Here is a 24,838-nt window from a genome sequence, read left to right on the forward strand (position 1 = left end):
CCGGTCAACCGGTTTGACAGCGCAGGCATCGCCTCGAATACTGGACCCGGCGCGCATCCCCGCCCGCCGCCTCTCGGCATCGAAGACGAGTCAAGGAGTCAGTGTGGACACCACCGCCGGCACAGCCCCACCGAGCGTCGAGCGCTCGGCCATCCGCAAGATCGCCGTCCGGCTCGTGCCGTTCGTCGCCCTGATGTTCTTCATCAACTACCTCGACCGGACAGCGATCGGCTTCGCAGGACCGACCGGGATGACCGACGACCTCGCTCTGAGCGCCGCGCAGTTCGGCTTCGCGTCGGGCGTCTTCTTCATCGGCTACATCCTCCTCGAGGTGCCGAGCAACCTGGCGCTCCACCGCTTCGGGGCACGGCGCTGGCTCGCACGCATCATGGTCACGTGGGGCGTTGTCGCCGCACTGTTCGCCTGGGTGCAGAACTTCGAGCAGCTGGCGATCCTGCGATTCGTCCTCGGTGTCGCCGAGGCGGGCTTCTTCCCCGGCGCCATCCTCTTCCTGAGCCTCTGGGTCCCCGCGAGGCACCGCAGCAAGATCCTGTCGCTGTTCTACATCGCCCAGCCGCTCACCTCGGTCATCGGCGCCCCCTCGCGGGCGTGCTGATCGCCCAGGACGGCGTCTGGGGCCTCGAGGGCTGGCGCTTCATGTTCCTCGTCGTCGCCATCCCCGCGATCGTCGTCGGCATCATCGCGTGGTTCTACCTGAAGGACCGCCCGTCCGATGCGAAGTGGCTGACGGCGGAGGAGAGCACGTGGCTGGAGCGCGAGCTGCAGGGCGAGCGGGTCACCGCGGAGGAGGCTCACAAGCACGTCTCGATCCGCCACGCCTTCGGCAGCGGACGTGTGTGGATGCTGTCCTTCATCTACTTCGGCTTCATCTACGGCCTCTACGCCCTCGCCTTCTTCCTTCCCACGATCATCACCGGTTTCCAGGAGCAGGCGGGTGTCGAGGCCTTCGACCCCATCCAGAAGGGCCTGATCACCGCGATCCCGTACCTGCCGGCTGCGATCGCGCTGTACTTCTGGTCGGCCGACGCGCACCGGCGGGGCTTGAAGTCCTGGCACATCGTGATCCCGGCGCTCGCCGGCGCCATCAGCATTCCCCTGGCCCTGTTCGCGGGCTCTCCTGCCGCGACGATCGCCGTCATCACGGTGACCGCCATGGCGATCTTCTCCGCCCTGCCGAACTTCTGGACACTGCCGACGCAGTTCCTCACGGGCGTCGCGGCGGCAGCGGGTGTGGCGCTGATCAACACCGTCGGCAATATCGCGGGCTTCTCGGCCCCCTACATCACGGGTCTCGTGACCGACGTGACCGGCGACTTCAAGGTCCCGATGTTCATCGTCGGCTTCTTCATGCTGCTCTCGGCCGTGCTGATGCTGATCCTCTCCCGCCAGCGGCACACCGCCGGTTCCGACAGCCCCACCGCAGCGCCGCTGGTCTTCGACGAGACCGTGGAGCGGGACCGTTGACCCGCCTCTACAACGAGCCGGCCGCGTTCGCCGACGAGATGATCGAGGGGTTCGTCGCAGCGAACGCCCGCTACGTCCGCGCCGTGCCCGGCGGAGTGATCCGCTCGACCGTGTCGCCTGCCGGGCAGGTGGCGGTCGTCGTGGGCGGCGGGTCGGGGCACTATCCGGCCTTCGGCGGGCTGGTGGGGCAGGGCTTCGCCCACGGGGCGGCGATGGGCAATCTGTTCGCCTCGCCCGCGACGCAGCAGGTGGAGTCGGTGGCCAAGGCGGCGGACAACGGCGGCGGGGTGCTCCTCACCTACGGCAACTACGCCGGCGACGTCCTCAACTTCGATGCGGCGCAGGAGCGGCTGCGCGCCCAGGGCATCGACACGCAGACCGTCACGGTGACCGACGACGTGTCGAGCGCGCCGCTGGCGGAGAAGGCCAAGCGGCGCGGGATCGCGGGGGACCTGACGGTGTTCAAGTCGGCCGCTGCGGCCGCCGAGGACGGCTATCCGCTGGACGAGGTCGTCCGGGTGGCGCGGCTCGCGAACGAGCGGACCCGGTCCTTCGGCGTCGCGTTCACGGGCTGCACCCTGCCGGGAGCGGCGGAGCCGCTGTTCACGGTGCCCGAGGGGCGGATGGGCGTCGGGATGGGGATCCACGGGGAACCGGGGATCGGCGAGACCGACATCCCGACCGCCGACGAGCTGGCCGAGCTGCTGGTGTCGCGGCTGCTCGAGGAGCTGCCCGACGGGGTCGACACCGCCGAGGGGGCCCGCGTGGTGCCGATCCTCAACGGGCTGGGGTCGGTGAAGTACGAGGAGATGTTCGTCGTCTACCGGCGCATCGCCCAGCTGCTGGAGGCGGCGGGGCTCGTGATCGTCGACCCGCACGTGGGCGAGTTCTGCACAAGCTTCGACATGGCGGGCACCTCGCTGACCCTGTTCTGGCTCGACGAGGAGCTGGAGCGGCTCTGGGATGCCCCGGTCGACGCTCCCGCCTACCGCAAGGGCTCCGTGGCACCGGCTAAGCAGCGGAGCGACGAGGTCGCCGGCGACTCGTCGGCGACCGCGGTGCCCGACTCCACCCCGGCCTCCCGTGCCGCCGCCCCGCTCGTCGTGTCGGTGCTCGCGGCGGTCAGCGCGACCGTGGACGAGCACGTCGACGAGCTCGGCAAGCTGGACTCGATCGCCGGCGACGGCGACCACGGCATCGGCATGCAGCGCGGCGCGCTCGCCGCACTGACCGCCGCCGAGGACGCGCTCGCGGCGGGCGCGGGAGCCGGGACGGTGCTCGTCACCGCGGGCGACGCGTGGGCCAACCGGGCGGGCGGCACCTCGGGTGCGCTGTGGGGGCTCGCGCTCCGGACTCTCGGGGAGAGCCTCGGCGACCTGGACCGGCCCGACTCCTCGGCGATCGCGAACGCGATCGGCTCGGCTCGCGCCGGCATCATGTCGTACGGGAAGGCGGAGGTGGGGGACAAGACCATGGTCGACGCCCTCGTCCCGTTCGCCGACACCCTGCACCTGCAGGTGGAGCGGGGGAGCCGTTCGCCGTCGCCTGGGCGACCGCGGCCCGGGCGGCGACCGCCGCTGCCGCCGCCACCTCCGAGCTGCTGCCCCGGATGGGCCGCGCCCGCCCGCATGCGGAGAAGAGCCTCGGCACGCCCGACCCGGGCGCCCACTCGTTCGCTCTCATCGTCTCGGCGATCGGAACCGTGCTCGCCGGCCAGCGGCAAGACCAGCCCCACGAAGGAAGGAACTAGACGATGGCGGAAGCCCTGCGCCTGGTCGTCGGAAGCGACGACGCCGGCTACGACTACAAGGAGATCCTCAAGAAGGACCTCGAGAACAGCGACGGAGTCGCCTCCGTCGTGGATGTGGGCGTGAACGCCGAGGGGCACACGCCCTACCCGAAGGTCGCGATCGAGGCCGCGGAGATGGTGGCCCGCGGCGACGCGGACCGCGCGCTGCTCATCTGCGGCACCGGCCTGGGCGTGGCGATCTCGGCCAACAAGGTCGCCGGCATCCGTGCCGTCACCGCGCACGACAGCTTCTCGGTGGAGCGGGCAGTGCTCTCCAACGACGCGCAGGTGCTGACCATGGGTCAGCGGGTCGTCGGCATCGAGCTCGCCCGCCGGCTCGTCCGCGAGTGGCTCACCTACCGGTTCGACCCCGCCTCGGCATCCGCCGAGAAGGTCGCGGTGATCGAGCAGTACGAGACCACCGGATCCTGCTGATGGCCGCACGCGTGTCGATCGGCGTGAGCCTGAAGATGTACTTCGGTCATCGTCAGGCCCGCGACTGGTTCGCGCGCGTCGCGGACATCGCCGCGGCACATCCGGCGGTGCGGGACGGCTCCGTGGAGCTGTTCGTGATCCCCACCTACCTGCAGATCCCGGCCGCCCTCGAGGCCTTCGCGGGCACCCCGGTCCTCGTCGGCGCCCAGGACCTCGCGACCGAGGACACCGGGGCGTACACGGGCGAGGTCAGCGGCGCCGAGCTCGCCGAGCTGGGCGTGCGGGTGGCGGAGGTCGGTCACGCCGAAAGGCGTCGGCACTTCGGCGAGACCGACGAGATCGTCGCGGCCAAGACCACCGCAGCGCTCCGCAACGGGCTGACCCCGGTGCTCTGCGTCGGCGAGACCGAGCGCGGGGACCCCGTGGAGGCGGCGACGGCGACCATCCGCCAGGTCGCCTCCGCGCTGGCCGGCGCCCCGGCTGGCCGGGTCCTCGTCGCGTACGAGCCGGTCTGGGCGATCGGGGCCCCCGAGCCTGCCCCCGCCGAAGACATCCGCGAGGTCGGGCATGCCTTGAAGGAGGCGGTGGCCGGCCTCACGGAGCACCCCGGCAGCGGAGTCATCTACGGGGGATCGGCGAAACCCGGTCTGCTCGCCGCCCTCGGCCACACAGTCGACGGCCTCTTCCTCGGCCGCTTCGCGCACGACCCCTCGGCGCTGGCGGCGATCCTCGACGAAGCGCAGGCGCTCGCCGCGGACACCGGAGGGTCGCCCCGATGATCGGTCTGGGCAGCTACGCCTTCTTCTGGCGGCAGTCGGATCGGGTTCCCGAGCCGATGAGCCTCGCAGCCGTGCTGGAGGAGACACGGGCCCTCGGCGTCGGTCTCTTCCAGATCTGCGACTGGGCGCCGCTGCTCACGCTGTCCGACACGGAGCTGCGCGACGCCGCCACGCGGGCACGCGAGCTCGGCATCCGGATCGAGCTCGGCACCAAGGGCGTGGGCGCGGAGCATCTCGCCCGCTTCCTCCGGCTGGCCGGGGTGTTCGACGCGCGCCTCGTCCGCAGCATGGTGTTCTCACCGGATCACCGGCCGACGCTCGAGCAGGCCGCGCGCCTGCTGACGGCTGCGATGCGGGACTACGAGGCGGCGGGCGTGACGCTCGCCCTCGAGACCTACGAGCAGTTGCCCACGCCCGACCTGATCCGTCTGATCGAGCGGGTCGGCAGCGAGTCCCTCGGCATCTGCCTGGACCCGGCGAACACGGTCGCCGGCCTGGAGCTCCCCGCGGACGTCGTGGAGCGGTGCGCGCCGCTCACCAAGAACGTCCACGCCAAGGACTTCGCCTTCGCGCGGCAGGACGGCTGGGTGGGCTTCACCTACAGCGGCGTGCCGCTCGGCGAGGACTCCACGACTACCCGCACGTGCTGCGCACCGTCGACCCGGACGGGCGCGGCATCAATCAGATCGTCGAGCACTGGCTGCCCTGGCAGGGCGACCCGGCCACCACAGCGTCCATCGAAGCCGACTGGACCCGAACCGCACTGGAATACCTGAGGAGCAATTCATGACCACCACGACCACCGAGGCCACCGCGCCCGCCACCGCGGAGGCCTACAAGATCGCCGTCATCGGCGCCGGCGGGAAGATGGGGATGCGCGTCTCCAACAACCTCGTCAAGACGAACCACGACGTCAGCTACAGCGAGAACTCGCCGGCGGGGCAGGAGCGCGTCACCGCCGCCGGTCGCAGTCTCACTGACAGCGAGACCGCAGTGAAGGACGCGGACATCATCGTCCTGGCGGTGCCGGACCTCGCCCTGGGGCCCGTGACGGCACAGCTCGTGCCCCAGCTGAAGAGCGGCGCCATCGTGCTGACGCTCGACCCCGCCGCCGCCTACGCGGGACTCCTCACGAAGCGCGACGACGTCATCCAGGCGGTCGCTCACCCGTGCCACCCCTCGGTGTTCCTGCAGCGCACGACGCCCGAGGAGTACGCGGACACCTTCGGCGGCATCGCGGCCCCCAGGACGCCATCGCGGCCATCGAGTCCGACGACCAGTCCAAGAAGGCGATCGTCGAGGCGACCGTGCGCGCCATCTACGCTCCCGTCATCGACGTGCACTGGGTCACCGTGAAGCAGCTCGCCCAGCTGGAGCCCACGCTGGTGGAGACGATCGCCTGCATGATCGGCGCGCTCCTCAACGAGGCGCTGGACGAGGCCGTGAACACGATGGGCGTCCCCGAGGCGGCCGCGCGCTCGATCCTCTACGGCCACACGCAGGTGGCGCTCGCCAACGGGCTGCGCGGGGACAACCCGTTCAGCGACGCCTGCCTCATCGCGATGGACTACGGCCGCCAGAACATCATCAAGGAGGACTGGAAGAAGGTCTTTCGCGACGACGAGCTCGACAAGAACCTCGCCGCGATGCTGCACCTGGACAAGATCGAGCGCTAGCCTCCCGCGGGTGCTGCGGACACCTCGAGCCGGTGGGCGGGGGTGCGGGGATCCGCATCACCCGCGCAGCCCGCCGCGGCTCAGAGCTCGGCGGTGACCAGCGTGCGGAAGAAGGTCCGGAGGTCCGCCGCCATGTCGACCGCGTCCCTGTCGAGGAGCCACTGAAGCTGCAGGCCGTCCATGAGGGCGACCGTGCCACGTGCCGCTGCGGCCGGCTCGACTCCGGGCCGGAGCTCGCCACTCGCGGCGACGGCCTCGAACGCGGTCTGCACCGTCCGCGTCGACCGTCGGTAGCGGGCGACGAAGTACTCGTGCGCCGGATGCTCGGGCGAGGTCGACTCCGCGGAGAGGGTGCAGAACAGCTCGACGACGCCGGGGGCGGCCGCGTTCCGCTCGGCGATCCGCAGCAGCGAGCGCAGCACCTCGACGCCGCCGGAGCCGTCGAGGTCGTAGCGCTCCTCGGCCTGCTCGTCGCGGCGCTCGAGGACCGCCGCGAGCAGCGCGCTCTTGCTCGGGAAATGGTGGAGGAGGCCGGCCTCGCTCATCCCCACCCGGTCCGCGACGGTGCGCAGCGAGCCGCTGCGGTAGCCCGACTCGGCGAAGACCTTGAGCGCCGCGTCCAGGATGGCCGTCCTGGTCTGGCTGCTCTTCGCGTAGGGCCCCCGGGGCCCCCGCCGCTGAGGTGCGTCGTCCTCGACCACGTCCGCCCCTCCGACCGAACGGACCCGAGTGATCCGTGAATGCAGAGTAGTGGTTCGGGATTGACGGGGGCCAGCGGTCGCCCCGGCTCTCAGATGCGGGCGACCGCCAGCCGGTCCTTTCCCGCGCCCTTCGAGCGGTACATCGCCGCGTCGGCCGAGGCCAGGATGGCGTCGGCCGAGGGCGGAACGGCGGCCTGAGCGTCGTGCAGCGCCACCCCGACGCTCACCGTGATCGGGAGGAGGAGGGAATCCCTGCGAACGGCTCGCGGACCGCAGCGCGGATGCGCTCGGCGATGCGCTCCGCCACCGTCTCGTCCACGTTCTCGCACACCACCACGAACTCGTCGCCGCCCAGGCGGCCGACGGTGTCGTACTCCCGCACCATGCGCAGCATGCGGTGCGACACCTCGCGCAGGACGGCGTCGCCAGCCGCGTGACCGAGCTGGTCGTTCACGGACTTGAAGCCGTCGACGTCGAGGAAGATCACCGCAAGCGGGCGCCCGGTGCGGTACGCGGACGCGAGCGCCTGGCCCAGCCGCTCGTGGAAGAGCTTGCGGTTGGCGAGTCCCGTGAGCTGGTCGTGCAGGGCCATCCGCTCGAGGCTCCGCTGCAGGCGCAGGCGCGTGAGGACCTCGCGCCCCTGGAGAGCCAGGGTCTCCTGCAGCTCGATCGCGGCGGCGTCGAACTCCTGGCCCGCCCGAGGCGGCACATCACGAGCCCCATGGGCTGACCGTGCTCGTCGAGCATCGGGGTGACGCAGAGTGCCTCGACCCGTGCCTCGAGGAGGACGTCGACCAACTCCGGATAGCGCGCCGCCGCGTCGGCGATGCTCGCGATCGTCACTACGCTGCCGCTGCTGAGTGCCTCCGTCTCCGGACGCAGCATCCTGTGCTCTCCGGCGCTCGCGAGCGGGTCGGTTCCCGCGGCGAGCCGGAGGGCTCCCGACTCGTCCAGCAGCAGAACGGAGGCGCCCGCCGCGGCGAGGGCGCCCCGGGCCTTCGCGGCCAGTGCGGCCGTGAGACTGTCCTCGGTGCCGCTGCGCGCGAACTCGATGGACGCGTCCTGCAGGACACGGAGTCGCCCCTCCGTCCCCTCGGAGGACCGGCGCGCGAGGACGAGCTGACGCTCGTAGTCCTGCCGCTCGGTCGCGTCGAGGACCGCGGTCCTGAGCAGGCGGGGGCTGCCGTCCTGGTTGGTCACGAGCACCGAGTTGATGATGACCGGCAGCCGGACGCCGCTGGCCGTCTCCAGCGACAGGGCGACCTCGCGCGCCTCTCCGCGCAGCCGCAGGACGGGCAGGAAGCGGGTCTCGTAGAACAGCCGGCCGCCGGCGTCAAGCAGGTCGGGGAACCGCGCGCCGCGCAGCTGATCGGCGGTGTAGCCCGTCCAGCGCAGCAGCGTGGCGTTGACCCGGATGATCGCCCCCTCGAGCGTCATCGACAGCTGGCCGACCGGACCGTGCTCGTAGAGCTCCTCGAACGAGTCGTCCGAGGGGAGCGGGGCGGGCTCGGGAGCAGTCACGCGAGGAACGAGCGGATCTCCCGAGCCAGCTCGTCGGGGTCCGACATGTTGGGGCAGTGACCCGTGGCCCGGAGGACGACGAGAAGGCTCCCCGGGATGTGCTCGTGCACGTAGTGCCCGACGGGAAGGGGCGCGATCGGATCCTCGCTGCACTGCAGGACCAGGGTCGGCGTCGTCACGGCGGCCAGGTCCCGGCGGTTGTCGGACAGGAAGGTGACGCGTGCGAACTGGGAGGCGATGGCGGGGTCGGTGCTGCAGAAGCTCGAGGTGAGCTCCTCGCCCAGCTCGGGACGGTCGGCGTTGCCGACGATGACGGGCGCCATCGTCGAGGACCAGCCCAGGTAGTTGGCGTCCAGCGCGTCGAGTAGTCCGTCGATGTCCGTCTGGCTGAACCCGCCCGTGTAGCCGGGCTCATCGATGTACCGGGGCGATGGCCCGACCAGGATTAGCGCGGCGAAGCGCTCGGGCGCGCGATTGGCTGCCAGGACGCCCACCATCGCGCTGACCGAGTGGCCGACGAAGACGACGTCGTGCAGGTCGAGCGCCTCCACGATGCCCAGCACGTCGTCCGCGTAGCCGTCCAGTGAGTCGTACTTCCCCGCGTCGTAGGCGGTGAGGTCCGACCGTCCCGCGCCCACCGCGTCGAAGAGGATCACGCGGTGGTCGTCCTCGAAGTGCGGGGTGACGGTGCGCCACATCTCCTGGCTGCAGCCGAATCCGTGCGCGAAGAGCATCGGCTGAGCCGTCGCCGGCCCGGACTCGGTCACGTTGTTCCGCCGGCGGACGTCGTCGACAGCGCTGGGGAGAAGGCTGATCGGAGCTCCAGAAAAGAGGTCGGGCCGGGGCCGGCGAGCGTTCAGGCTAACCGGGGCGCCTCGCGAGAGCAATGGCGAAGGGCCCGGAGGCCGCATTCTACCGGGGTACATCGCAAGGGTCCTCCGGCGTTGACTTTGGCCGCGGCGAGCTTCGACGATGAGGAGGAGAACGCAGAGCGGGGCACAGGGTGAGCGTCAGCACGGACCCGATGGGGCTGAAGGACGAGCTGCCCTCTGCCATCGCGGGCGGCCAGATCGAGGCCCACTACCAGCCGCAGATCGACCCGGCGACGGGGGCCTTCGTGGCCGCGGAGGCGCTCAGCCGGTGGCGCCATCCCACGCTCGGCGTCGTGCTTCCCGCGTCCTTCATCTCGCTGGCCGAGGAGGAGGGCCTTATCGACGGCATCGACGAGCAGATGCTCGAGGAAGCCTGCTCCTGGGCGGGCGCCTGGCAGGAGAGAGGCGTCAGCCGGCAGGTCTCGGTCAACGTCTCAGCGGGAGCCTTGACCACGCCGCGCTTCTTCCGCCACCTCACCGCCGCAGTGGATGCGGCGGGGCTCGCCCGCGGGGTGCTGACCGTCGAGATCACCGAGACGCAGGAGGTCGCGGATCTGGCGCTCGTCATCAGCAATCTCCTGGAGCTCCGCGAGCGCGGCGTCGGCGTCTCCCTCGACGACCTCGGAGCCGGCCACTCCTCCGTTGAGCGGATGACGCGGCTGCCGCTCAGCGAGGTGAAGATCGACCAGTCGCTCGTGCAGAAGGTCACCGACACGAGCACCGCGCTCATCCGTGCGGTGGTCGAGCACGCCGGCGAGCGAGGCCTCCGGGTCGTCGCCGAAGGCATCCAGACGCAGGAGCAGCTCGATCGGATCCGCGAGCTCGGCTGCGACCGGGCCCAGGGATTCCTCATCGCGCCGCCGATGCCGCGGGATGCGCTCGATGAGCTGCTCCTCGAGGCTGACCGAGTCGGTCGCTTCCCGAACGTCTGACCAGCCCCGCCGCAGGCGGACCGCGGCCGGGTCAGTGCGGGAAGTCGTCGAGCCCGCTCGCGTGACTGGCGGGCGACTCGTCGTTCGTCTCGCCGCCCACCTCGAGCTGGGTCCACTGCACGGGCATGCCCGGGGAGAACAGGATGTCGACGCCGGGTCCCGACGACAGCGGCGGGATGTGCACGTATCCGCCCCCTCGCGGATCGCCCGGAGGATCTGCTGGCGAAGCTCGTTGACGGGTTCGGGCAGGAAGTAGTCCCGGCCGTTCACGGTGAGCCGATGTACGAGAACCATGGTTCGATCTCCTCTCGGCGCCGCTCCTGGCGCCTCCGACACCCTACGCGGGATGGGGTGGGCCGCTCTCTGTGCTAGAGCCACTTCTCGGCGAGGTGATCGGCGATGACGCGCCGGATGGTGCCCGAGCGGGAGCGGAGCACGATGGACTCCGTGCGGATGATGGGGCCCTTGCGGCGGACGCCCTCGACGAGGCCGCCGTCGGTCACGCCGGTGGCCACGAAGAACGTGTTCTCGCTCCGGACCAGCTCGTCCGCCGTGTAGACGTGATCCATCTTGAGACCCGCGTCGATGCCGCGCTGACGCTCCTCGTCGGTCTTCGGGGCGAGCCGGGTCTGGATGAGCCCGCCGAGCGCCTTGATCGCGCAGGCGGTGGCAACGCCCTCGGGGCTTCCGCCGGTGCCCACGCACATGTCGATGCGGGTCTCGTAGCGTGCTGCGTTGATGCCGCCCGCGACGTCGCCGTCGAGCAGGAGCCGCGTCCCGGCGCCCGCTGCCCGGATGTCGTCGATGAGCTGCGCGTGCCGCGGGCGGTCGAGGACCGCGATCTGCATCTGCTCGACCGGCTTGCCCTTCGCCTTGGCGAGGGCTCGGATGTTCTCCCCGATCGGCTTCCGGATGTCCACGACGCCGATGCCCTCCGGCCCGGTGACGATCTTGTCCATGTAGAACACGCTCGAGGCGTCCAGCATGGACCCGCGGTCGGCGACGGCGATCATCGACAGGGCGTTCTGCCGACCGGCCGCGGTCAGCGACGTGCCGTCGATCGGGTCCACCGCGATGTCGCAGGCCGGGCCGTTGCCGGTGCCGACGTGCTCGCCGTTGAAGAGCATGGGCGCCTGGTCCTTCTCGCCCTCACCGATCACGACGACGCCGTCGAAGTCCACGGTGCCGAGGAACTTGCGCATTGCATCGACGGCCGCCTTGTCCGCGGCGTTCTTGTCGCCGCGGCCGATGAACGGGACCGCGCGGATCGCGGCCGCCTCGGTCGCCCGCACCAGCTCCATGGCCAGGTTGCGGTCGGGGCTCTCGTACACGCTCTGCTGCATGCTCACCTCGTCGTGCGGCCGGCCGCCCGCGCCGGATAGGCGCGCGGCGGGAAGGAGTAGGCGACGATGGAGCGTAGCGCGTCGAGGTCGCCGTCGACGAGACCGTGCGTCCGCGCCTGCACGAGCAGGTTGCCGATCGCCGTCGCCTCGACGGGCCCCGCGATCACCGGAACCCCGATGGCGTCGGCGGTCAGCTGGCAGAGGAGCGCGTTCTGAGCGCCGCCGCCGACGACGTGCACGGTGCGGACCGGCCGCCCGGTGAGACGCTCGATGTCGCGGATCGCTCCGGCGTAGGCGTTCGCGAGGCTCTGCAGGATGCTGCGCACGAACTCGCCCCGGGTCGCGGGAACCGGTCGCCCGGCCTCCGCCAGCAGCGCGGCGATGCGCGCCGGCATGTCGCCCGGGGGCAGGAGCCGGGGATCGGCCGCGTCGAAGGTGGGCACGTCGGACGGGGCATCGCCCGCGAGCTGCAGGAGGTGCTCCAGATCCTCACGATCACCCGCCCTCTCCCACGTCCGCACCGACTCGCTGAGGAGCCACAGCCCCATGACGTTCTTGAGGAACCGGGTGCGGCCGTCGACGCCACCCTCGTTCGTGAAGCCCGCCTGTCGAGCCTCGTCCGTGGCGAGGGGGCGGACAGCTCCGTGCCGACGAGCGACCACGTCCCCGAGGAGATGTAGGCGGAGTCGTCGCCCACCGAGGGCACGCCCACGACGGCGGAGGCCGTGTCGTGCGACCCGACGGTGCTGAACCGGACGGCGGACGCGATGCCGAACTCGCTGCGCACCGCTTCCGACACGGGCCCGAGGTCGGTACCCGGGGGCACGATCTCGGGCAGGAGCGCCGGGGGCAGGGCGAGGCGAGCGAGGAGCTCGCGGTCCCAGTCGGTGCTGCCGACAGGAACGAGTCCCGTCGTCGACGCGTTCGTGAGCTCGGCCACGGCGTGCCCGGTCGCCCAGTAGGCGAGAAGGTCGGGGATGAGGAGCATTCGGTCGGCGAGCTCAAGCGTCCCCACGGCCGCGTCGGCGGCCAGCTGGAAGACGGTGTTGAAGGGCAGGTGCTGCAGCCCGTTGCGCGAGAAGAGCTCGGCGGCGGGCACGCGCGTGTGCACCGCGGCGACGCCCTCCGCCGTGCGCTCGTCCCGGTAGTGATACGGGTTGCCGAGCATGCGGCCGTTGCGCAGCAGCGCGTAGTCGACCGCCCAGGAGTCCACGGCGGCGCCGAGCAGCTCGGGCTCCTCGCGGGAGGCGGCCCCGAGCCCGTTCATCGCCGCCGAGTAGAGCGACAGCACGTCCCAGTGCAGCCCGTCCGACGTCCGTACGGGAGTGTTCGGGAACCGCGCGACGTGCCGCAGGTGCAGCTGACGGTGGCCCACCGTTCCGACGAGAACCCGGCCGCTGGTCGCGCCCAGGTCGATCGCCGCGACCGCCTTCATCTGCCGGTCACCGGAGGAACGCGGCGGCGACGCCGGCGTCGACGGGGATGTGCAGTCCTGTGGTGTGGCTGAGGTCGGGACCGGTGAGGACGGCGACCGCGTTGGCCACGTTCTCGGGCAGCACCTCGCGCTTGAGGATGGTGCGCTGCGCGTAGAACTTGCCGAGGTCCTCCTCGGGGATGCCGTAGGTCTTCGCCCGGTTCGCGCCCCAGCCGGCGGCGAAGATCCCGGAGCCGCGCACGACGCCGTCCGGGTTGATGCCGTTGACCTTAACGCCGTGCTCGCCCAGCTCGACCGCGAGGAGGCGCACCTGGTGGGCCTGGTCCGCCTTCGCGGCGGAGTAGGCGATGTTGTTGGGCCCGGCGAACACCGAGTTCTTGGACGAGATGTAGATGACGTCGCCGCCGAGCTGCTGATCGATCAGCACCCGCGCCGCCGCCTTGGAGACGAGGAACGAGCCCTTCGCCATGACGTCGTGCTGCAGGTCCCAGTCGGCCTCGGTGGTCTCCAGCAGGGGCTTCGACAGGGACAGGCCCGCGTTGTTGACGACCAGGTCGAGCCCGCCGAATGCGAGCACGGCGGCATCCACGGCGGCCTGCACCTGGAGGGGGTCGGTGACATTCGCCTGCACCCCGATCGCCACGTCGGCGCTGCCGAGCTCGGCGGCGGCCGCCTCCGCCTTCTCGAGGTCGAGGTCGGCGATGACGACGCAGGCGCCCTCCGCCGCGAGCCGGGTGGCGATGGCCTTGCCGATGCCGGACGCCGCTCCGGTAACCAGGGCGATGCGGGTGGCGTGCGACTTGGGCTTCGGCATCCGCTGGAGCTTGGCCTCCTCGAGGGCCCAATACTCGATGCGGAACTTCTCCTCGTCGGAGATCGGTGCGTAGGTCGAGAGCGACTCCGCCCCGCGCATCACGTTGATGGCGTTGATGTAGAACTCGCTCGCGACCCGAGCGGTCTGCTTGTTCGCCCCATAGCTGAACAGCCCGACGCCGGGCACGAGAACGATCAGGGGGTCGGCCCCGCGCATGGCGGGGGAGTCCGCCGAGGCGTGTGCCTCGTAGTACGCCCGGTAGTCGGCCCGGTAGGCCTCGTGCAGCTCCTTCAGCCGCGCGACGGAGTCCTCCACCGAAGCGGTGGCGGGCAGGTCGAGCAGCATGGGCTTGACCTTGGTGCGCAGGAAGTGGTCGGGGCAGCTGGTGCCGAGGGCGGCGAGCCGGGGTGCTCGGCGCGGGCGAGGAAGTCGAGGACCTCGCCGGCGTCGGTGAAGTGGCCGACCATCGGCCGGTCGGTGGAGGCGAGCCCGCGGATGGCCGGGGCGAGGGCGGCCGCCTTGGCGCGGCGCACGTCCTCGGGAAGCGGCTCGAAGCCCGGCAGGATGCCACCGAAGGGGTCGGTGCGGCCATGCTTGGCGATGTACTGCTCCGCGGTGGCGATGATCCACAGGGAGTTGGCCTCCGCCTCCTCGCTCGTCTCGCCCCAGGCCGTGATGCCGTGACCGCCGAGGATCGTGCCGATCGCCTCGGGGTTCTGCTCCTTGATTTCGGCGATGTCGAGGCCCAGCTGGAAGCCGGGACGTCGCCACGGCACCCAGACCACCCTGCCGCCGAAGATCTCCTTCGTCAGCGCCTCGCCGTCGGCGGCCGTCGCGATCGCGATGCCCGAGTCGGGGTGCAGGTGGTCGACGTGCGCCGCGTCGACGAGGCCGTGCATGGCCGTGTCGATCGAAGGGGCTGCACCGCCCTTGCCGTGCAGCGTGTAGTCGAACGCGGCGACCATCTCGTCCTCGCGCTCGACCCCCGGGTAGACGCCCTTCAGCGCGCGCAGCCGGTCGAGCCGCAGCACCGCGAGGCCTGACTCCTTCAGTGTTCCGAGGTCGCCGCCGGAGCCCTTGACCCACATGAGCTCGACCTGCTCGCCCGTGACCGGGTCGGTCTCGATGCCCTTGGCCGACGTGTTGCCGCCCGCGTAGTTCGTGTTCTTCGGGTCGGCGCCGAGCCGGTTGGATCGGGCGAGCAGCGCCTCGACGGTGGGGTTGGTCACGGGTGCGCGTCTCCAGAGGTTTCGTGGGCGGTGCCCACGAGGTCGGTCGTGGTCAGCCAGGCGACGATGCGCCGTACGCTGCGATGGGCGCCCGGGTTGTCGGGCTCGTTGAGGTGGCCGTGGCGGGTGCCGTCCTCGCGGACCAGCAGGGTGTCGACGCCCGCGGCCGCCAGCTCGGCGGCGAACAGCTCGCCCGTCGAGCGGAGGCTGTCGGCGTCCGAGTTGAGGACGAACGTCGGGGGAAGGCCGTGCAGGTCGGCGCCGCCCGCGAACGCGTAGGGGTCGGCCAGTGCGGCCGCGCTGCCGGCGTAGTTGAGGTTGATCGCGGCGACAGACGCCGGCTCGAAGCGCGCCTCCGCGGGGAGGGCCGCGACCTTCGCCGCGAGCTCGGGCCGGTGCTCGGGCAGCTCAGCGTGGAGGAGAGGGTAGGCCAGCACGAGGGAGCGGGGAAGCACCGGTCCCTCATCCCGCAGCCGGAGCGTTGCACCGGCGACCAGGTTGCCGCCTGCGCTCGCGCCGCCGAGGGACCAGCTGCCGGCGGGCACGCCGAACTCGGTGGTGCTCGTGGCCCACACGAACGCGGCGGAGACCTCCTCGGAGGCGACCGGGAAGAGCGCGCCGTCGCGGCGCTCGTCGCGGAAGTCCTCGGGGAAGCCCCGCGTTCCCGAGAGCTGGTAGTCGACGGAGATCACCGGGATGCCGGCGGCGGCGATCCTGCGGGAGACCCAGTCGGCCTCCGGCATGTCGAGCTCGCCGAAGGCGAAGGCGCCGCCGTGCACCCAGACGAAGCCGGCGCTCGGGGTCGCGGAGCCGGCCGGCTCGTAGGTGCGGACGCGGAGAGGGCCGTGGGGGCCGTCGAGGGTGCGGTCGGCGACGGTCACGCCCGCCGTGTCAATGAACGTCATCGTCGTCCTTCTTGGTCTGGCGCGCATACTGCGCGCGCTCGCTCCGTTGCACTGCGCTCGACAGAGCTTGGGTGAAGGAGGTCCACCGGACCTCATTCACTCAAGCTCCCCACCCCGCCTGGTCGCCGCCGACGCGCTCGGCCTCGATCTTCGCCTGGTAGCCGCTCTCGGCGTAGGCCCTCATCGGGTTCGCGGGGAGGCCGCGGGACTCGCGCCACTCCGCGAGTGCCGGACGGACGTCGGTGTAGAAGGCGTCCATGAGGACGTCGTTGGCGCCCAGCACGTCGCCCGCCTGCTGCGCGGCGCCGAGGGCGTCGCGGTCGATCAGCAGAGCCCGCGCCGTCATCTCCTGCACGTTGAGCACGCTGCGGATCTGCCCCGGGATCTTCTTCTCGATGTTGTGGCACTGGTCGAGCATGAACGCGACTCCGCTGTCCTTGCCGTAGCCGCCGCCTCGGACGACCTCGACGAGGATGCGGAACAGCTGGAACGGGTCGGCGGCACCCACGATCAGATCGTCGTCGGCGTAGAACCGTGAGTTGAAGTCGAAGGAGCCGAGCTTCCCGAGGCGCAGCAGTTGCATCACGATGAACTCGATGTTGGTGCCCGGCGCGTGGTGGCCCGTGTCGAGGCAGACGAACGCCTTCTCGCCGAGGGCGGCCACCTGTGCGTAGGACGTGCCCCAGTCGGGAACATCGGTGTGGTAGAACGCCGGTTCGAAGAACTTGTACTCGAGGACCAGGCGCTGGCTGTCGCCGATGCGGGCGTAGATCTGGCCGAGCGAGTCGGCGAGGCGGTCCTGGCGGGCGCGCATGTCGTCCTGCCCGGGATAGTTGGTGCCGTCGGCGAGCCAGATCTTGAGGTCCGAGGATCCCGTCCGGTTCATGATGTCGATGCACTCGAAGTGGTGGTCGATCGCCTGCCTGCGGACCGCCGCGTCCGAGGAGGCCAGGCTGCCGAGCTTGTAAGCCTGGTCCTGGAAGGTGTTCGAGTTGATGGTGCCGAGGCCGACGCCGAGGCCCTCGGCGTGCTCGCGGAGCTTCCCGTAGTCGTCGACCTTGTCCCACGGGATGTGCAGCGCCACCGTCGGGGCCAGCCCCGTGAGCTCGTTGACCTTCGCCGCATCCGTGATCTTCTCGAAGGGGTCTCGGGGAACGCCGGCCTGCGGGAACACCCGGAACCGGGTGCCGGAGTTGCCGAACGCCCAGGACGGCAGCTCGATGGCCTGCTCTGCGAGGAGGCCGGTGATGGAGGAGAAGTCGGTCATGGCCGTCCTAGAGCGTCGCTGCCGAATGAATCGATTCATTGTGCGGGAGCGCGTCGGGTGCTGTCAAACCTTCCGCGGGTTATCCCGCCCCTCCGCGGTTGTGCTTCCTCCCGCGGACGGGTGGTATCACCCGCGGCCGGCGGAGGAGGCGCGCTGCACCAGCTCGGGCTGGAAGACCACGTCCTGCGGCTCCCGGTCCGGATCCTCGGCCTCCTCGAGCAGGATGCGCACCGCGGTCTCGCCGATGAGTCTGCTGGGCTGGCGGATCGACGACAGCGGGACGACGGCCGTGCTCGCGAAGTCGATGTCGTCGTAGCCGATGAGCGCGATGTCCTTCGGGACCCGCAGCGATCGATTCATGACGAGCGCCTGGAGGAGGCCCACGGCGACGAGGTCGTTCGCCGCGAAGATGGCGTCGGGACGCTCGGCGGCGGGCCGGGAGGCGAGCAGCTCCCCGGCTCGCCGGCCCTCCAGGACGGTGAGGGACGACGTCTCGACGAGCTCCAGCGCAGCGCCGCTCTTCTCCGCGGCCTGGCGTGCGCCGCGCAGACGGTCGGCCACCTGGCGGACCGCGGTCGGCCCGCCGACGAAGGCGATGTGGCGACGGCCCGACGCCAGCAGGTGCTCGACGGCCAGCCGGCCGCCTGCAACGTCGTCCACCGCGACCGAGCTCACCGAGCGGTCGTCGCTGCGGCGGTCCACGAGGACCGCCGGGATGCCGCGGGTCCGCAGGCGGCGCAGGCGCTCGTCGACGTCGCCGGTGGGGAGAGAAGGATGCCGTGCACGCGCTGCTTCTCGAACAGGTCGAGGAACGCGCTCTCCTGCTCGTCGTCCTCGTCGCTGTTGCCGAGCACGACCGTGAAGTCGGCGGAGCGGGCCTCGTCCTGGGCGCCGCGCGCCACGTCGGCGAAGAACGGGTTGCTGACGTCGAGCACGACCAGCCCGATGGTGCTGCTGCGGCCCGCGCGCAGCTGGCGGGCGGCGTCGTTGCGGATGTAGCCGAGCTCGTCGATCGCGCGGTGGACGCGTTCGACGGCCTCAGGAGACACGCGGTGCGGCCGGTTGAGGACGTTGGACACGGTCCCCACCGAGACGCCGGCGAGCACGGCGACGTCGCGCACACTGGCGGCAGGCATGCCCCTCCTCTGCTCGGACGCTCATGATGGCACGCTGCGAGGCAGGATGGACCCGTGGACCCCGTCGCCGCCCTGCATGAGATCGCCTTCTGGCTCGAGCGCGAGCAGGCCCCCGGATTCAAGGTTCAGGCCTTCCGCCGCGCCGGCACGGCGATCGCCGCGCTGCCGCCCGCCGACGTCGCCGCGCGTGCCCGGGATGGCCGCCTCAAGAGCGTCAAGGGCATCGGGGGACGCAGCTTCGAGGTGGTCCGTCAGGCGGTGGACGGCGAGGTCCCCGAGTACCTGGCAGCCCTCCGCGAGCGGGGTGCCGAGCCGCTGACCGAGGGCGGCCGGGAGCTGCGCGCCCGGCTGCGCGGCGACCTCCACGCGCACAGCGAGTGGTCGGACGGCACGACCCCGATCGAGCTCATGGTGGATGCTGCGCGCGTGCTCGGCCGGGAGTACCAGGCGCTGACCGACCACTCGCCGAACCTGACGATCGCGAACGGGCTCACGAGCGAGCGACTGGACCAGGAACTCGAGGTCGTCGCCGGGATCAACGCCCGGCTCGACGGGTTCCGGCTCCTCAGCGGCATCGAGGTCGACATCCTGGAGGACGGCACGCTCGACCAGACACCGGACATGCTCGCGAAGCTCGACGTGGTCGTCGCCAGTGTGCACTCGAAGCTCCGCTCGCCGAAGGACGTGATGACGGAGCGCATGCTCGGTGGGATCCGGGATCCGCACACCAACGTCCTCGGCCACTGCACGGGGCGGCTCGTGCAGGGCGGCCGGGGGACGCGTCCCCAGTCCGAGTTCGACGCCGAGGCGGTGTTCGGCGCCTGCGTCGAGCACGACGTGGCGGTGGAGATCAACTCGCGGCCCGAGCGGCAGGATCCGCCGGACGACCTGCTCCAGCTCGCGGTCTCCATGGGCTGCCTGTTCAGCATCGACACGGACGCCCACGCGCCCGGCCAGCTCGCCTTCCTGGACTACGGCGCGGAGCGCGCCGCCGCGAACGGGGTGCCGGCGGATCGGATCATCACGACCTGGCCGCTCGACCGCCTCCTGGAGTGGACCTCCGCCAAGCGCTGAGCTGCCGGCTGGTCCGTGTCTTCGCCGGCCGGGCAGGACGCAGACCGAGGAGTCCGCCGCGCCGTCCAGCCCCTGCTCCGTCGGCGACCTGCACGGCAGGGTGGAGGAATGCAGCTCTACTCCGCGTCTCCCCTCGTGCGCAGTCGCCAGGTCCTCTCGGACGTGGCCGCGATCGCCGCCATCGTTCTGTCGATCGTGCTCGGAGCTGCCGTCGGTGCGGCGGTCGGTGCGCTGGCAGCGCTGGGACGCGGGGTCGAGGAGGCGGGGGAGCGGCTTCAAGGATCCATGACCGACGCCGCGAAGGCGCTCGGGGGCCTTCCCCTGGTCGGCGATGCGGCCTCGGCGCCGTTCCGAGACGCGAGCAAGGTGGGCGCGTCGCTGATCGCCTCCGGTCAGGATCAGCAGCGGCTGTTCGAGACGCTCGGCGTGGTGATCGGGCTGCTCGTGGCCCTGACCCCCATCGCGGTCGTGCTGACGGTGTGGCTGCGGCGGCGCCTCGCCTTCGTGCGGCAGGCCCGAGCGGCCGCCGCGCTCGCCTCCACCTCGGAGGGGCGCGGGCTGCTCGCGCTGCGCGCCCTCATGACCGCCCCGCCGGCCCGTCTCCTCGCCCTCGTGCCGGATCCTGCGGGCGGCTGGCGGGCGGGCGACCCGGCCGTGGTAAGTGTGCTCACCGATCTGGAGCTCCGCCGCACCGGCGTGCTCCGGTGACCGGCGCCCCCGCCGCGCATCCCGAGGGAGATGGAGAGGGCGAGGGAGGGGGTGACGCCTTGCGCGTGGGGCCGCAACCCCTTGAGGGGGCGAGACCGCGGTGACAGCGTGAAGGAACCACACCCCTCTGGAGGCGCGTATGCGTGCGATGGTCTACCGCGGTCCCTACCGTGTCCGTGTCGAAGAGAAGGACATGCCGAAGATTGAGCATCCGAACGATGCGATCGTCCGGGTGACCCGGGCGGCGATCTGCGGGTCGGACCTGCACCTCTACCACGGGATCATGACCGACCTCCGGGTCGGGCACACCTTCGGCCACGAGTTCATCGGCATCGTCGAGCAGGTCGGCTCGAGCGTGCAGAACCTCAAGCGCGGCGACAAGGTGATGGTGCCGTTCAACATCTACTGCGGCTCCTGCTTCTTCTGCGCGCGGGGTCTGTGGTCCAACTGCAGCAACGTCAACCCGAATGCGACCGCGGTCGGGGCCATCTACGGCTACTCCCACACGACCGGCGGGTACGACGGCGGGCAGGCCGAGTACGTGCGGGTCCCGTTCGCGGACGTCGGACCGATGATCATCCCGGACGACATCGAGGATGAGGACGCGCTCATGCTCACCGACGCGTGCTCGACCGGGTACTTCGGCGCGCAGCTGGCCGACATCGAGCAGGGCGACACCGTGGTGGTGTTCGGCGCGGGCCCGGTCGGGCTCTTCGCCGCCCAGTCCTCGTGGCTCATGGGCGCGGGCCGGGTGATCGTGGTCGACCACATCGACTACCGGCTCGACAAGGCGCGCACCTTCGCGCACGCCGAGACCTACAACTTCGTCGAGTACGACGACATCGTCGTGGAGATGAAGAAGACGACCGACAACGTCGGCGCCGACCGGGTGATCGATGCCGTGGGGGCGGAGGCGGACGGAAGCCTGCTCCAGCACGCCACCGGCGCGAAGCTCAAGCTCCAGGGAGGATCCCCCATCGCCCTGAACTGGGCGATCGACTCCGCTCGCAAGGGCGGGACCGTCTCGGTGATGGGCGTCTACGGGCCGGTCCCGAGTGCGATCAAGTTCGGCGACGCCGTCAACAAGGGACTCACGCTCCGGATGAATCAGGCGCCGGTGAAGCGCCAGTGGCCGCGACTCTTCGAGCACATCCGCAACGGCTACCTCAAGCCGAGCGACATCATCACCCACCGCATCCCCCTCGACGAGATCGCGGAGGGGTACCACATGTTCTCCTCGAAGCTCGACAACTGCATCAAGACCGTCGTGATCCCGCCGAGCGCGGCGTAGGAAGGAGCGCACGATGACGAACGTCGACGATCGCCCGGGCGGACCGGGCCGCGGAGGCTACCCGGCGGAGAAGTCGGAGCCGCGCGAGACCATCGAGGAGCTCAAGGCGCGCATCCCGGGCTGGGGTGCGGACCTCGACCCCGCCGACCGGCCCGCCTTCCCCCGGGAGCAATCCCTGGAGAGCGGAGCGCACTGGGACATCCCGGACCTGCAGCCCGAGCTGGTGCCGCGGGAGCGGTCGATCGAGCACAAGTTCCTTCCGCCCGTCTTCGGAACCGCGCAGCCGCTCAAGGGCCTGTCCGGGATGATCCGCGCCTACGCCTACGACCGCTTCAGCGAGGGCCGCGTCGCCCACTGGATGCTGCTGGTGCTCGGCGACCGCGTCGACGTGGTCGAGAGCCGGTTCACCGCGCTCGCGCAGCTGAAGCCGGACAACATCATCACCGAGACCGGGATCCTCGCCGAATTCAAGCGAGACGGCATCGGCTCCCGGTTCGGGCGCAACCGGACCGACACGAAGCACATGTGGCTCGATCCGGTGATCGTGGCCGGCCCGACCGTGCTCCTCGGCTGGGTCGCCTTCCGCGTGATCCGGCGGCTCGCAAAGGGCTGACCGCCTCACCTACGGCCCGGACGTCACCAGGCGTCCGGGTCGTACGTGCGCAGATCGCCGTCCTCGAGCTCCACCCAGGTCGTGATGCCGAGCCGGCGGAGGAACGCCTCATCGTGGCTCACGACGAGGAGCGCGCCCCGGTAGCCGGAGAGCGCATCGACGAGCTGTTCGAGGCTCGGCAGGTCCAGGTTGTTCGTCGGCTCGTCGAGCACGAGCAGCTCAGGCGGAGGATCCGCGAGCAGCAGCCGCGCCAGCAGCACCCGGAAGCGCTCGCCGCCGGAGAGGGTCCCGACCGGCCGATCCACCGTGTCCCCCGGATGAGGAAGCGCGCCAGTCGGTTGCGCACGTCCCCCGGTGGAACGGACGGCGCGGTCGACCGCACGTTCTCGATCGCACTCGCCGCATCGTCGAGTCCATCCAGGCGCTGGGTCAGGTAGCCGATGCGGGCGGTGTGGGCGACCGCGGTGAGCGCCCCGTTCCCGGCCGCCGCGCCGGAGACGAGCGCGGCGAGCAGGGTCGTCTTGCCCGCGCCGTTGCGGCCGGTGAGGGCGATCCGCTCGGGGCCCTGCACGATCACCGACCGCGTCCGCCCGGCGAGCTCCGCGAGGCGCCGACCGGCCGGCACGCGCGGATCGGGCAGGTCGATGAGGATGCGGTCGTCGGCGCGGACTCGGCTGCCCGCCACCTCGAGCCGATCCCTGGCCGATCGGACCCGGTCGTCGAGAGTGCCGCGCAGCTTCCCCGAGGACACCTCCGCCGAGTTCTTGTACGCGTTCGCGAGGATCTTCGGCATGCTCTCGGCCGCCTTCCGCCCCGCGCGATTCCGCTGGGCGATCTTCGCCTCGGCCTCCCGCCGCTGGCGCTTCTCCTGGACGAGCGCCTGCTTGGCCGTGCGCTCCGCCTGCTCGGCGGCGCTCTGCTCGAGGTCGACGCGCTCTCGGTAGGCCGAGTAGGGGCCGCCGAACAGGGTGAGCGACCCCGCCCGCAGCTCGGCAGTCTCGTCCAGCTCGTCGAGGAGACGCACATCGTGGCTGACGACCACGAGCGTGCCTCGCCACGTGGCGACCATCGCCGACAGGCGGGCCCGGGCCTCCCGATCAAGGTTGTTCGTCGGCTCGTCGAGGAGGGCGATCGGGGCGCCGCGCAGCCGGATGCCCGCGATGGCGGTCAGCACGGCCTCGCCGCCCGAGAGGGTCCCGACCGGCCGGTCGAGGTCGCCCTCGTCCAGCCCGGCCTCACGCACGGCGGCGGTCGCCCGCGTCTCGACCTCCCAGTCGTCGCCGAGGGTCTCGAAGTTCGCCGGGGAGGCCTCGCCGGCGAGGATCGCGCGGTAGGCGTCGAGCTGCTCCCGCACGCCGAGGAGGTCCGCGACGGTGGCCGAGGTGCGGAGCGTCAGGGTCTGCGGCAGCACGTCGACCTCGCCCTCGGCCGTGATGGTGCCGCTGGTGGGGGTGAGCTCCCCGGAGAGCAGGCGCAGCAGGGTCGACTTGCCGGCGCCGTTCGCGCCGACAAGGCCGGTACGGCCGCGACCGAACGCGGCGGTCAGGCCCTGCAGCGCGATGGTGCCGTCGGGCCAGGTGTAGCCGACGTCGGTCAGGACGAGGGAAGGGGTGCGGATCGCAGACATGCGGCTCCCGAGGTGTCAGTGGATGCACTGACGCGGAGCCGGTACGGCAGAGTCGACGTCAGCGCGCGGACGAGGGCGCGGAACCGTCGACGATCTTCACCGGGGGTGCCTTCCGTAGGGAACGGGAACCGAGTGTGCCAGTCGGGGAGCGGATCTGCAAGAGGCGGAGCGAGGCCGCGAGCGGGCGACGATGCCGAGCGCCGCGGCGCTGTCCCCTACCCCGCGATACTGGGGTCATGACGGTGCCCCGACCCTCCCGGCTCGCGCTCGCCCTCGACCTCGGGGGCACCAAGGTGGAGGCGGCTCTGGTCGATCCGGAGGGCGTGGTCGTCCCGGCGAGTCGCTTCCGGGCGGCGACGGGACCGGATTGCACGCCGGAGCGCCTCCGGGCGGCGCTGCAGGAGGTGGTCGGGAGGGCGCTCGCCGAACGGGGCGACGCCCAGCTGGTGGGCGCGGGGGTCGGCTCTGCCGGACCGATCGACCTGCGCGCCGGTACGACGGAGCCCGTCAACATGCCGGGTGTCAGGGGCTTCCCGCTCGTGGCCGCCGTCCGCGCCCTCCTGCCGGAGGTGCCCGTCGCCTTCCGCCTCGACGGCACGTGCATCGCGCTCGCCGAGCACTGGGTCGGTGCCACTCGCGGCATCGCGAACTCGCTCGCCCTCGTCGTCTCGACCGGGGTGGGCGGGGGGATCATCGTCGAGGGGCGTCTACTGGGGGGTTCGGGTGGCAACGCCGGCCACCTGGGGCAGATGCGGATCCGGGGCCGGGCGGAGGAGCCGGGTCCGGTCACCGTCGAGGAGCTCGCGAGCGGCCCTCGCACCGTGGCGTGGGCGCGGGAACAGGGCTGGTCGGGCGAAGACGGACGGGACCTGTCGAGGTCGGCCCGGGAAGGCGACCGCATCGCCCGCGCCGGCATCGAGCGCTCCGCGGCGGCGCTGGGCGAGGGGATCGCCAACGCGGCGACCCTGCTCGACCTCGAGATCGTCGCGATCGGCGGCGGCTTCGTCGACGTCGCCGATGACTACATCGCCCTCGTCCAGCGCGCGGCAGAGGATGCGGCGCTCTTCGACTACGCCCGCCGGGTGCGCGTGGTCCGCTCGGGACTCGGCGTGGACGGCCCGCTCATCGGGGCGGCGGCGCTGATCCATAGGGCCGAGCTGCTGCCCTCCGCCTGACCCGATGCCCCCTCGCCGCCACGTCGGGCGG

General features: G+C 71.3%; 19 protein-coding genes and 8 pseudogenes. 12 read left to right on the forward strand and 15 right to left on the reverse strand.

Going from position 1 to position 24,838, the window contains the following annotated elements:
• Window positions 1–103 precede the first annotated feature (103 nt).
• From QUE51_RS06985 to QUE51_RS07010, 6 genes and pseudogenes are all read left to right on the forward strand, one after another.
• Window positions 104–1,485: pseudogene (locus QUE51_RS06985) on the forward strand (MFS transporter).
• Window positions 1,482–3,235, forward strand: a pseudogene (locus QUE51_RS06990) (dihydroxyacetone kinase family protein). The pseudogenes QUE51_RS06985 and QUE51_RS06990 overlap by 4 nt, the downstream one beginning before the upstream one ends.
• A 3-nt stretch (window positions 3,236–3,238) precedes the next feature.
• Window positions 3,239–3,709 (forward strand): ribose-5-phosphate isomerase, encoded by a 471-nt coding sequence (locus QUE51_RS06995; RefSeq protein WP_286278833.1) that lies wholly within the window; start codon window positions 3,239–3,241, stop codon window positions 3,707–3,709.
• Window positions 3,709–4,488, forward strand: coding sequence for a triose-phosphate isomerase family protein (locus QUE51_RS07000; RefSeq protein ID WP_286278834.1), 780 nt, complete (start codon window positions 3,709–3,711; stop codon window positions 4,486–4,488). Before QUE51_RS06995 ends, QUE51_RS07000 begins: the two co-directional genes overlap by 1 nt.
• Complete coding sequence (locus tag QUE51_RS07005; protein WP_350226733.1) at window positions 4,485–5,264, forward strand: sugar phosphate isomerase/epimerase family protein; 780 nt, start codon at window positions 4,485–4,487, stop codon at window positions 5,262–5,264. Before QUE51_RS07000 ends, QUE51_RS07005 begins: the two co-directional genes overlap by 4 nt.
• A 10-nt stretch (window positions 5,265–5,274) precedes the next feature.
• Window positions 5,275–6,164 (forward strand): annotated as a pseudogene (locus QUE51_RS07010) (phosphogluconate dehydrogenase C-terminal domain-containing protein).
• 80 nt (window positions 6,165–6,244) lie between these two features.
• Here QUE51_RS07010 and QUE51_RS07015 read toward each other — a convergent pair.
• The 5 genes from QUE51_RS07015 to QUE51_RS07035 all read right to left on the reverse strand — a co-directional run bounded on the left by QUE51_RS07015 (window position 6,245) and on the right by QUE51_RS07035 (window position 9,120).
• Window positions 6,245–6,865, reverse strand: coding sequence for a TetR/AcrR family transcriptional regulator (locus QUE51_RS07015; protein ID WP_286278835.1), 621 nt, complete (start codon window positions 6,863–6,865; stop codon window positions 6,245–6,247).
• An 89-nt stretch (window positions 6,866–6,954) separates the two neighbouring features.
• Window positions 6,955–7,092, reverse strand: coding sequence for a hypothetical protein (locus QUE51_RS07020; protein WP_286278836.1), 138 nt, complete (start codon window positions 7,090–7,092; stop codon window positions 6,955–6,957).
• Window positions 7,089–7,457 carry a GGDEF domain-containing protein gene (locus QUE51_RS07025; protein WP_286278837.1) on the reverse strand — a complete coding sequence of 123 codons (369 nt, stop codon included), beginning with the start codon at window positions 7,455–7,457 and terminating at the stop codon, window positions 7,089–7,091. Before QUE51_RS07025 ends, QUE51_RS07020 begins: the two co-directional genes overlap by 4 nt.
• The gene (locus QUE51_RS07030) at window positions 7,349–8,386 is read right to left on the reverse strand and encodes a PAS domain-containing protein (protein ID WP_286278838.1); all 1,038 of its coding nucleotides are present in this window, start codon (window positions 8,384–8,386) and stop codon (window positions 7,349–7,351) included. Before QUE51_RS07030 ends, QUE51_RS07025 begins: the two co-directional genes overlap by 109 nt.
• Entirely contained in the window at window positions 8,383–9,120 is a 738-nt protein-coding gene (locus QUE51_RS07035) for an alpha/beta fold hydrolase (protein ID WP_286279297.1), read from the reverse strand. Before QUE51_RS07035 ends, QUE51_RS07030 begins: the two co-directional genes overlap by 4 nt.
• 269 nt (window positions 9,121–9,389) lie before the next feature.
• On the opposite strand from QUE51_RS07035, the gene QUE51_RS07040 reads away from it, so the two are divergent.
• Window positions 9,390–10,190 carry an EAL domain-containing protein gene (locus QUE51_RS07040; protein WP_286278839.1) on the forward strand — a complete coding sequence of 267 codons (801 nt, stop codon included), beginning with the start codon at window positions 9,390–9,392 and terminating at the stop codon, window positions 10,188–10,190.
• Between the two features lie 31 nt (window positions 10,191–10,221).
• Here the strand turns inward: QUE51_RS07040 and QUE51_RS07045 are convergent, their stop codons facing one another.
• The 8 genes and pseudogenes from QUE51_RS07045 to QUE51_RS07075 form a co-directional block, all read right to left on the reverse strand.
• Entirely contained in the window at window positions 10,222–10,374 is a 153-nt protein-coding gene (locus QUE51_RS07045) for a hypothetical protein (protein WP_286278840.1), read from the reverse strand.
• A gap of 184 nt (window positions 10,375–10,558) precedes the next feature.
• Window positions 10,559–11,533: a class II fructose-bisphosphatase gene (glpX, locus tag QUE51_RS07050; RefSeq protein ID WP_286278841.1), complete on the reverse strand. Its 975-nt coding sequence runs from the start codon at window positions 11,531–11,533 to the stop codon at window positions 10,559–10,561.
• A 2-nt stretch (window positions 11,534–11,535) separates the two neighbouring features.
• Window positions 11,536–12,195: an FGGY-family carbohydrate kinase gene (locus QUE51_RS17905; RefSeq protein WP_350226734.1), complete on the reverse strand. Its 660-nt coding sequence runs from the start codon at window positions 12,193–12,195 to the stop codon at window positions 11,536–11,538.
• A gap of 104 nt (window positions 12,196–12,299) precedes the next feature.
• Window positions 12,300–12,968, reverse strand: a pseudogene (locus QUE51_RS17910) (FGGY family carbohydrate kinase); the annotation flags it as partial.
• A gap of 7 nt (window positions 12,969–12,975) precedes the next feature.
• Window positions 12,976–15,011, reverse strand: a pseudogene (locus QUE51_RS07060) (bifunctional aldolase/short-chain dehydrogenase).
• On the reverse strand, window positions 15,008–15,916 hold the full coding sequence (locus QUE51_RS07065) for an alpha/beta hydrolase (protein WP_286278842.1): 909 nt from the start codon (window positions 15,914–15,916) through the stop codon (window positions 15,008–15,010). Before QUE51_RS07065 ends, QUE51_RS07060 begins: the two are co-directional and overlap by 4 nt.
• A gap of 100 nt (window positions 15,917–16,016) precedes the next feature.
• A complete protein-coding gene (rhaI, locus tag QUE51_RS07070) occupies window positions 16,017–17,183 on the reverse strand; it encodes an L-rhamnose isomerase (protein ID WP_286278843.1) in 1,167 nt (388 codons plus the stop codon).
• Between the two features lie 126 nt (window positions 17,184–17,309).
• Window positions 17,310–18,319: pseudogene (locus QUE51_RS07075) on the reverse strand (LacI family DNA-binding transcriptional regulator).
• Between the two features lie 54 nt (window positions 18,320–18,373).
• Here QUE51_RS07075 and QUE51_RS07080 point away from each other — a divergent pair.
• The 4 genes from QUE51_RS07080 (at window position 18,374) to QUE51_RS07095 (ending at window position 22,005) form a co-directional block, all read left to right on the forward strand.
• Window positions 18,374–19,393: a PHP domain-containing protein gene (locus tag QUE51_RS07080; protein ID WP_286278844.1), complete on the forward strand. Its 1,020-nt coding sequence runs from the start codon at window positions 18,374–18,376 to the stop codon at window positions 19,391–19,393.
• A 108-nt stretch (window positions 19,394–19,501) separates the two neighbouring features.
• Window positions 19,502–20,101 carry a hypothetical protein gene (locus QUE51_RS07085; protein WP_286278845.1) on the forward strand — a complete coding sequence of 200 codons (600 nt, stop codon included), beginning with the start codon at window positions 19,502–19,504 and terminating at the stop codon, window positions 20,099–20,101.
• A 139-nt stretch (window positions 20,102–20,240) separates the two neighbouring features.
• Entirely contained in the window at window positions 20,241–21,392 is a 1,152-nt protein-coding gene (locus QUE51_RS07090) for a zinc-dependent alcohol dehydrogenase (RefSeq protein ID WP_286278846.1), read from the forward strand.
• 13 nt (window positions 21,393–21,405) lie between these two features.
• On the forward strand, window positions 21,406–22,005 hold the full coding sequence (locus tag QUE51_RS07095; RefSeq protein WP_286278847.1) for a hypothetical protein: 600 nt from the start codon (window positions 21,406–21,408) through the stop codon (window positions 22,003–22,005).
• A 158-nt stretch (window positions 22,006–22,163) separates the two neighbouring features.
• On the opposite strand, the pseudogene QUE51_RS18510 reads toward QUE51_RS07095, so the two are convergent.
• Together QUE51_RS18510 and QUE51_RS07100 are read right to left on the reverse strand one after the other, a co-directional pair.
• Window positions 22,164–22,544, reverse strand: a pseudogene (locus tag QUE51_RS18510) (ATP-binding cassette domain-containing protein); the annotation flags it as partial.
• Window positions 22,433–23,632, reverse strand: a pseudogene (locus tag QUE51_RS07100) (ATP-binding cassette domain-containing protein); the annotation flags it as partial. The pseudogenes QUE51_RS07100 and QUE51_RS18510, both read right to left, overlap by 112 nt.
• 236 nt (window positions 23,633–23,868) lie before the next feature.
• Here QUE51_RS07100 and QUE51_RS07105 point away from each other — a divergent pair.
• Entirely contained in the window at window positions 23,869–24,807 is a 939-nt protein-coding gene (locus tag QUE51_RS07105) for an ROK family protein (RefSeq protein WP_286278848.1), read from the forward strand.
• Window positions 24,808–24,838 lie beyond the last annotated feature (31 nt).

Source organism: Naasia aerilata, from assembly GCF_030296595.1.
Classification (GTDB): domain Bacteria; phylum Actinomycetota; class Actinomycetes; order Actinomycetales; family Microbacteriaceae; genus Naasia; species Naasia aerilata.

Bases quoted from the DNA above. Each gene is read 5' to 3' on its own strand.
- QUE51_RS07025 (WP_286278837.1), bottom strand. From the start codon at position 7,457: ATGGCCCTGCACGACCAGCTCACGGGACTCGCCAACCGCAAGCTCTTC.
- QUE51_RS07065 (WP_286278842.1), bottom strand. From the start codon at position 15,916: ATGACGTTCATTGACACGGCGGGCGTGACCGTCGCCGACCGCACCCTC.
- QUE51_RS07095 (WP_286278847.1), top strand. From the start codon at position 21,406: ATGACGAACGTCGACGATCGCCCGGGCGGACCGGGCCGCGGAGGCTAC.
- glpX (WP_286278841.1), bottom strand. From the start codon at position 11,533: ATGCAGCAGAGCGTGTACGAGAGCCCCGACCGCAACCTGGCCATGGAG.
- QUE51_RS06995 (WP_286278833.1), top strand. From the start codon at position 3,239: ATGGCGGAAGCCCTGCGCCTGGTCGTCGGAAGCGACGACGCCGGCTAC.
- QUE51_RS07005 (WP_350226733.1), top strand. From the start codon at position 4,485: ATGATCGGTCTGGGCAGCTACGCCTTCTTCTGGCGGCAGTCGGATCGG.
- rhaI (WP_286278843.1), bottom strand. From the start codon at position 17,183: ATGACCGACTTCTCCTCCATCACCGGCCTCCTCGCAGAGCAGGCCATC.
- QUE51_RS07035 (WP_286279297.1), bottom strand. From the start codon at position 9,120: ATGCTCTTCGCGCACGGATTCGGCTGCAGCCAGGAGATGTGGCGCACC.
- QUE51_RS07000 (WP_286278834.1), top strand. From the start codon at position 3,709: ATGGCCGCACGCGTGTCGATCGGCGTGAGCCTGAAGATGTACTTCGGT.
- QUE51_RS07085 (WP_286278845.1), top strand. From the start codon at position 19,502: ATGCAGCTCTACTCCGCGTCTCCCCTCGTGCGCAGTCGCCAGGTCCTC.
- QUE51_RS07090 (WP_286278846.1), top strand. From the start codon at position 20,241: ATGCGTGCGATGGTCTACCGCGGTCCCTACCGTGTCCGTGTCGAAGAG.
- QUE51_RS07105 (WP_286278848.1), top strand. From the start codon at position 23,869: ATGACGGTGCCCCGACCCTCCCGGCTCGCGCTCGCCCTCGACCTCGGG.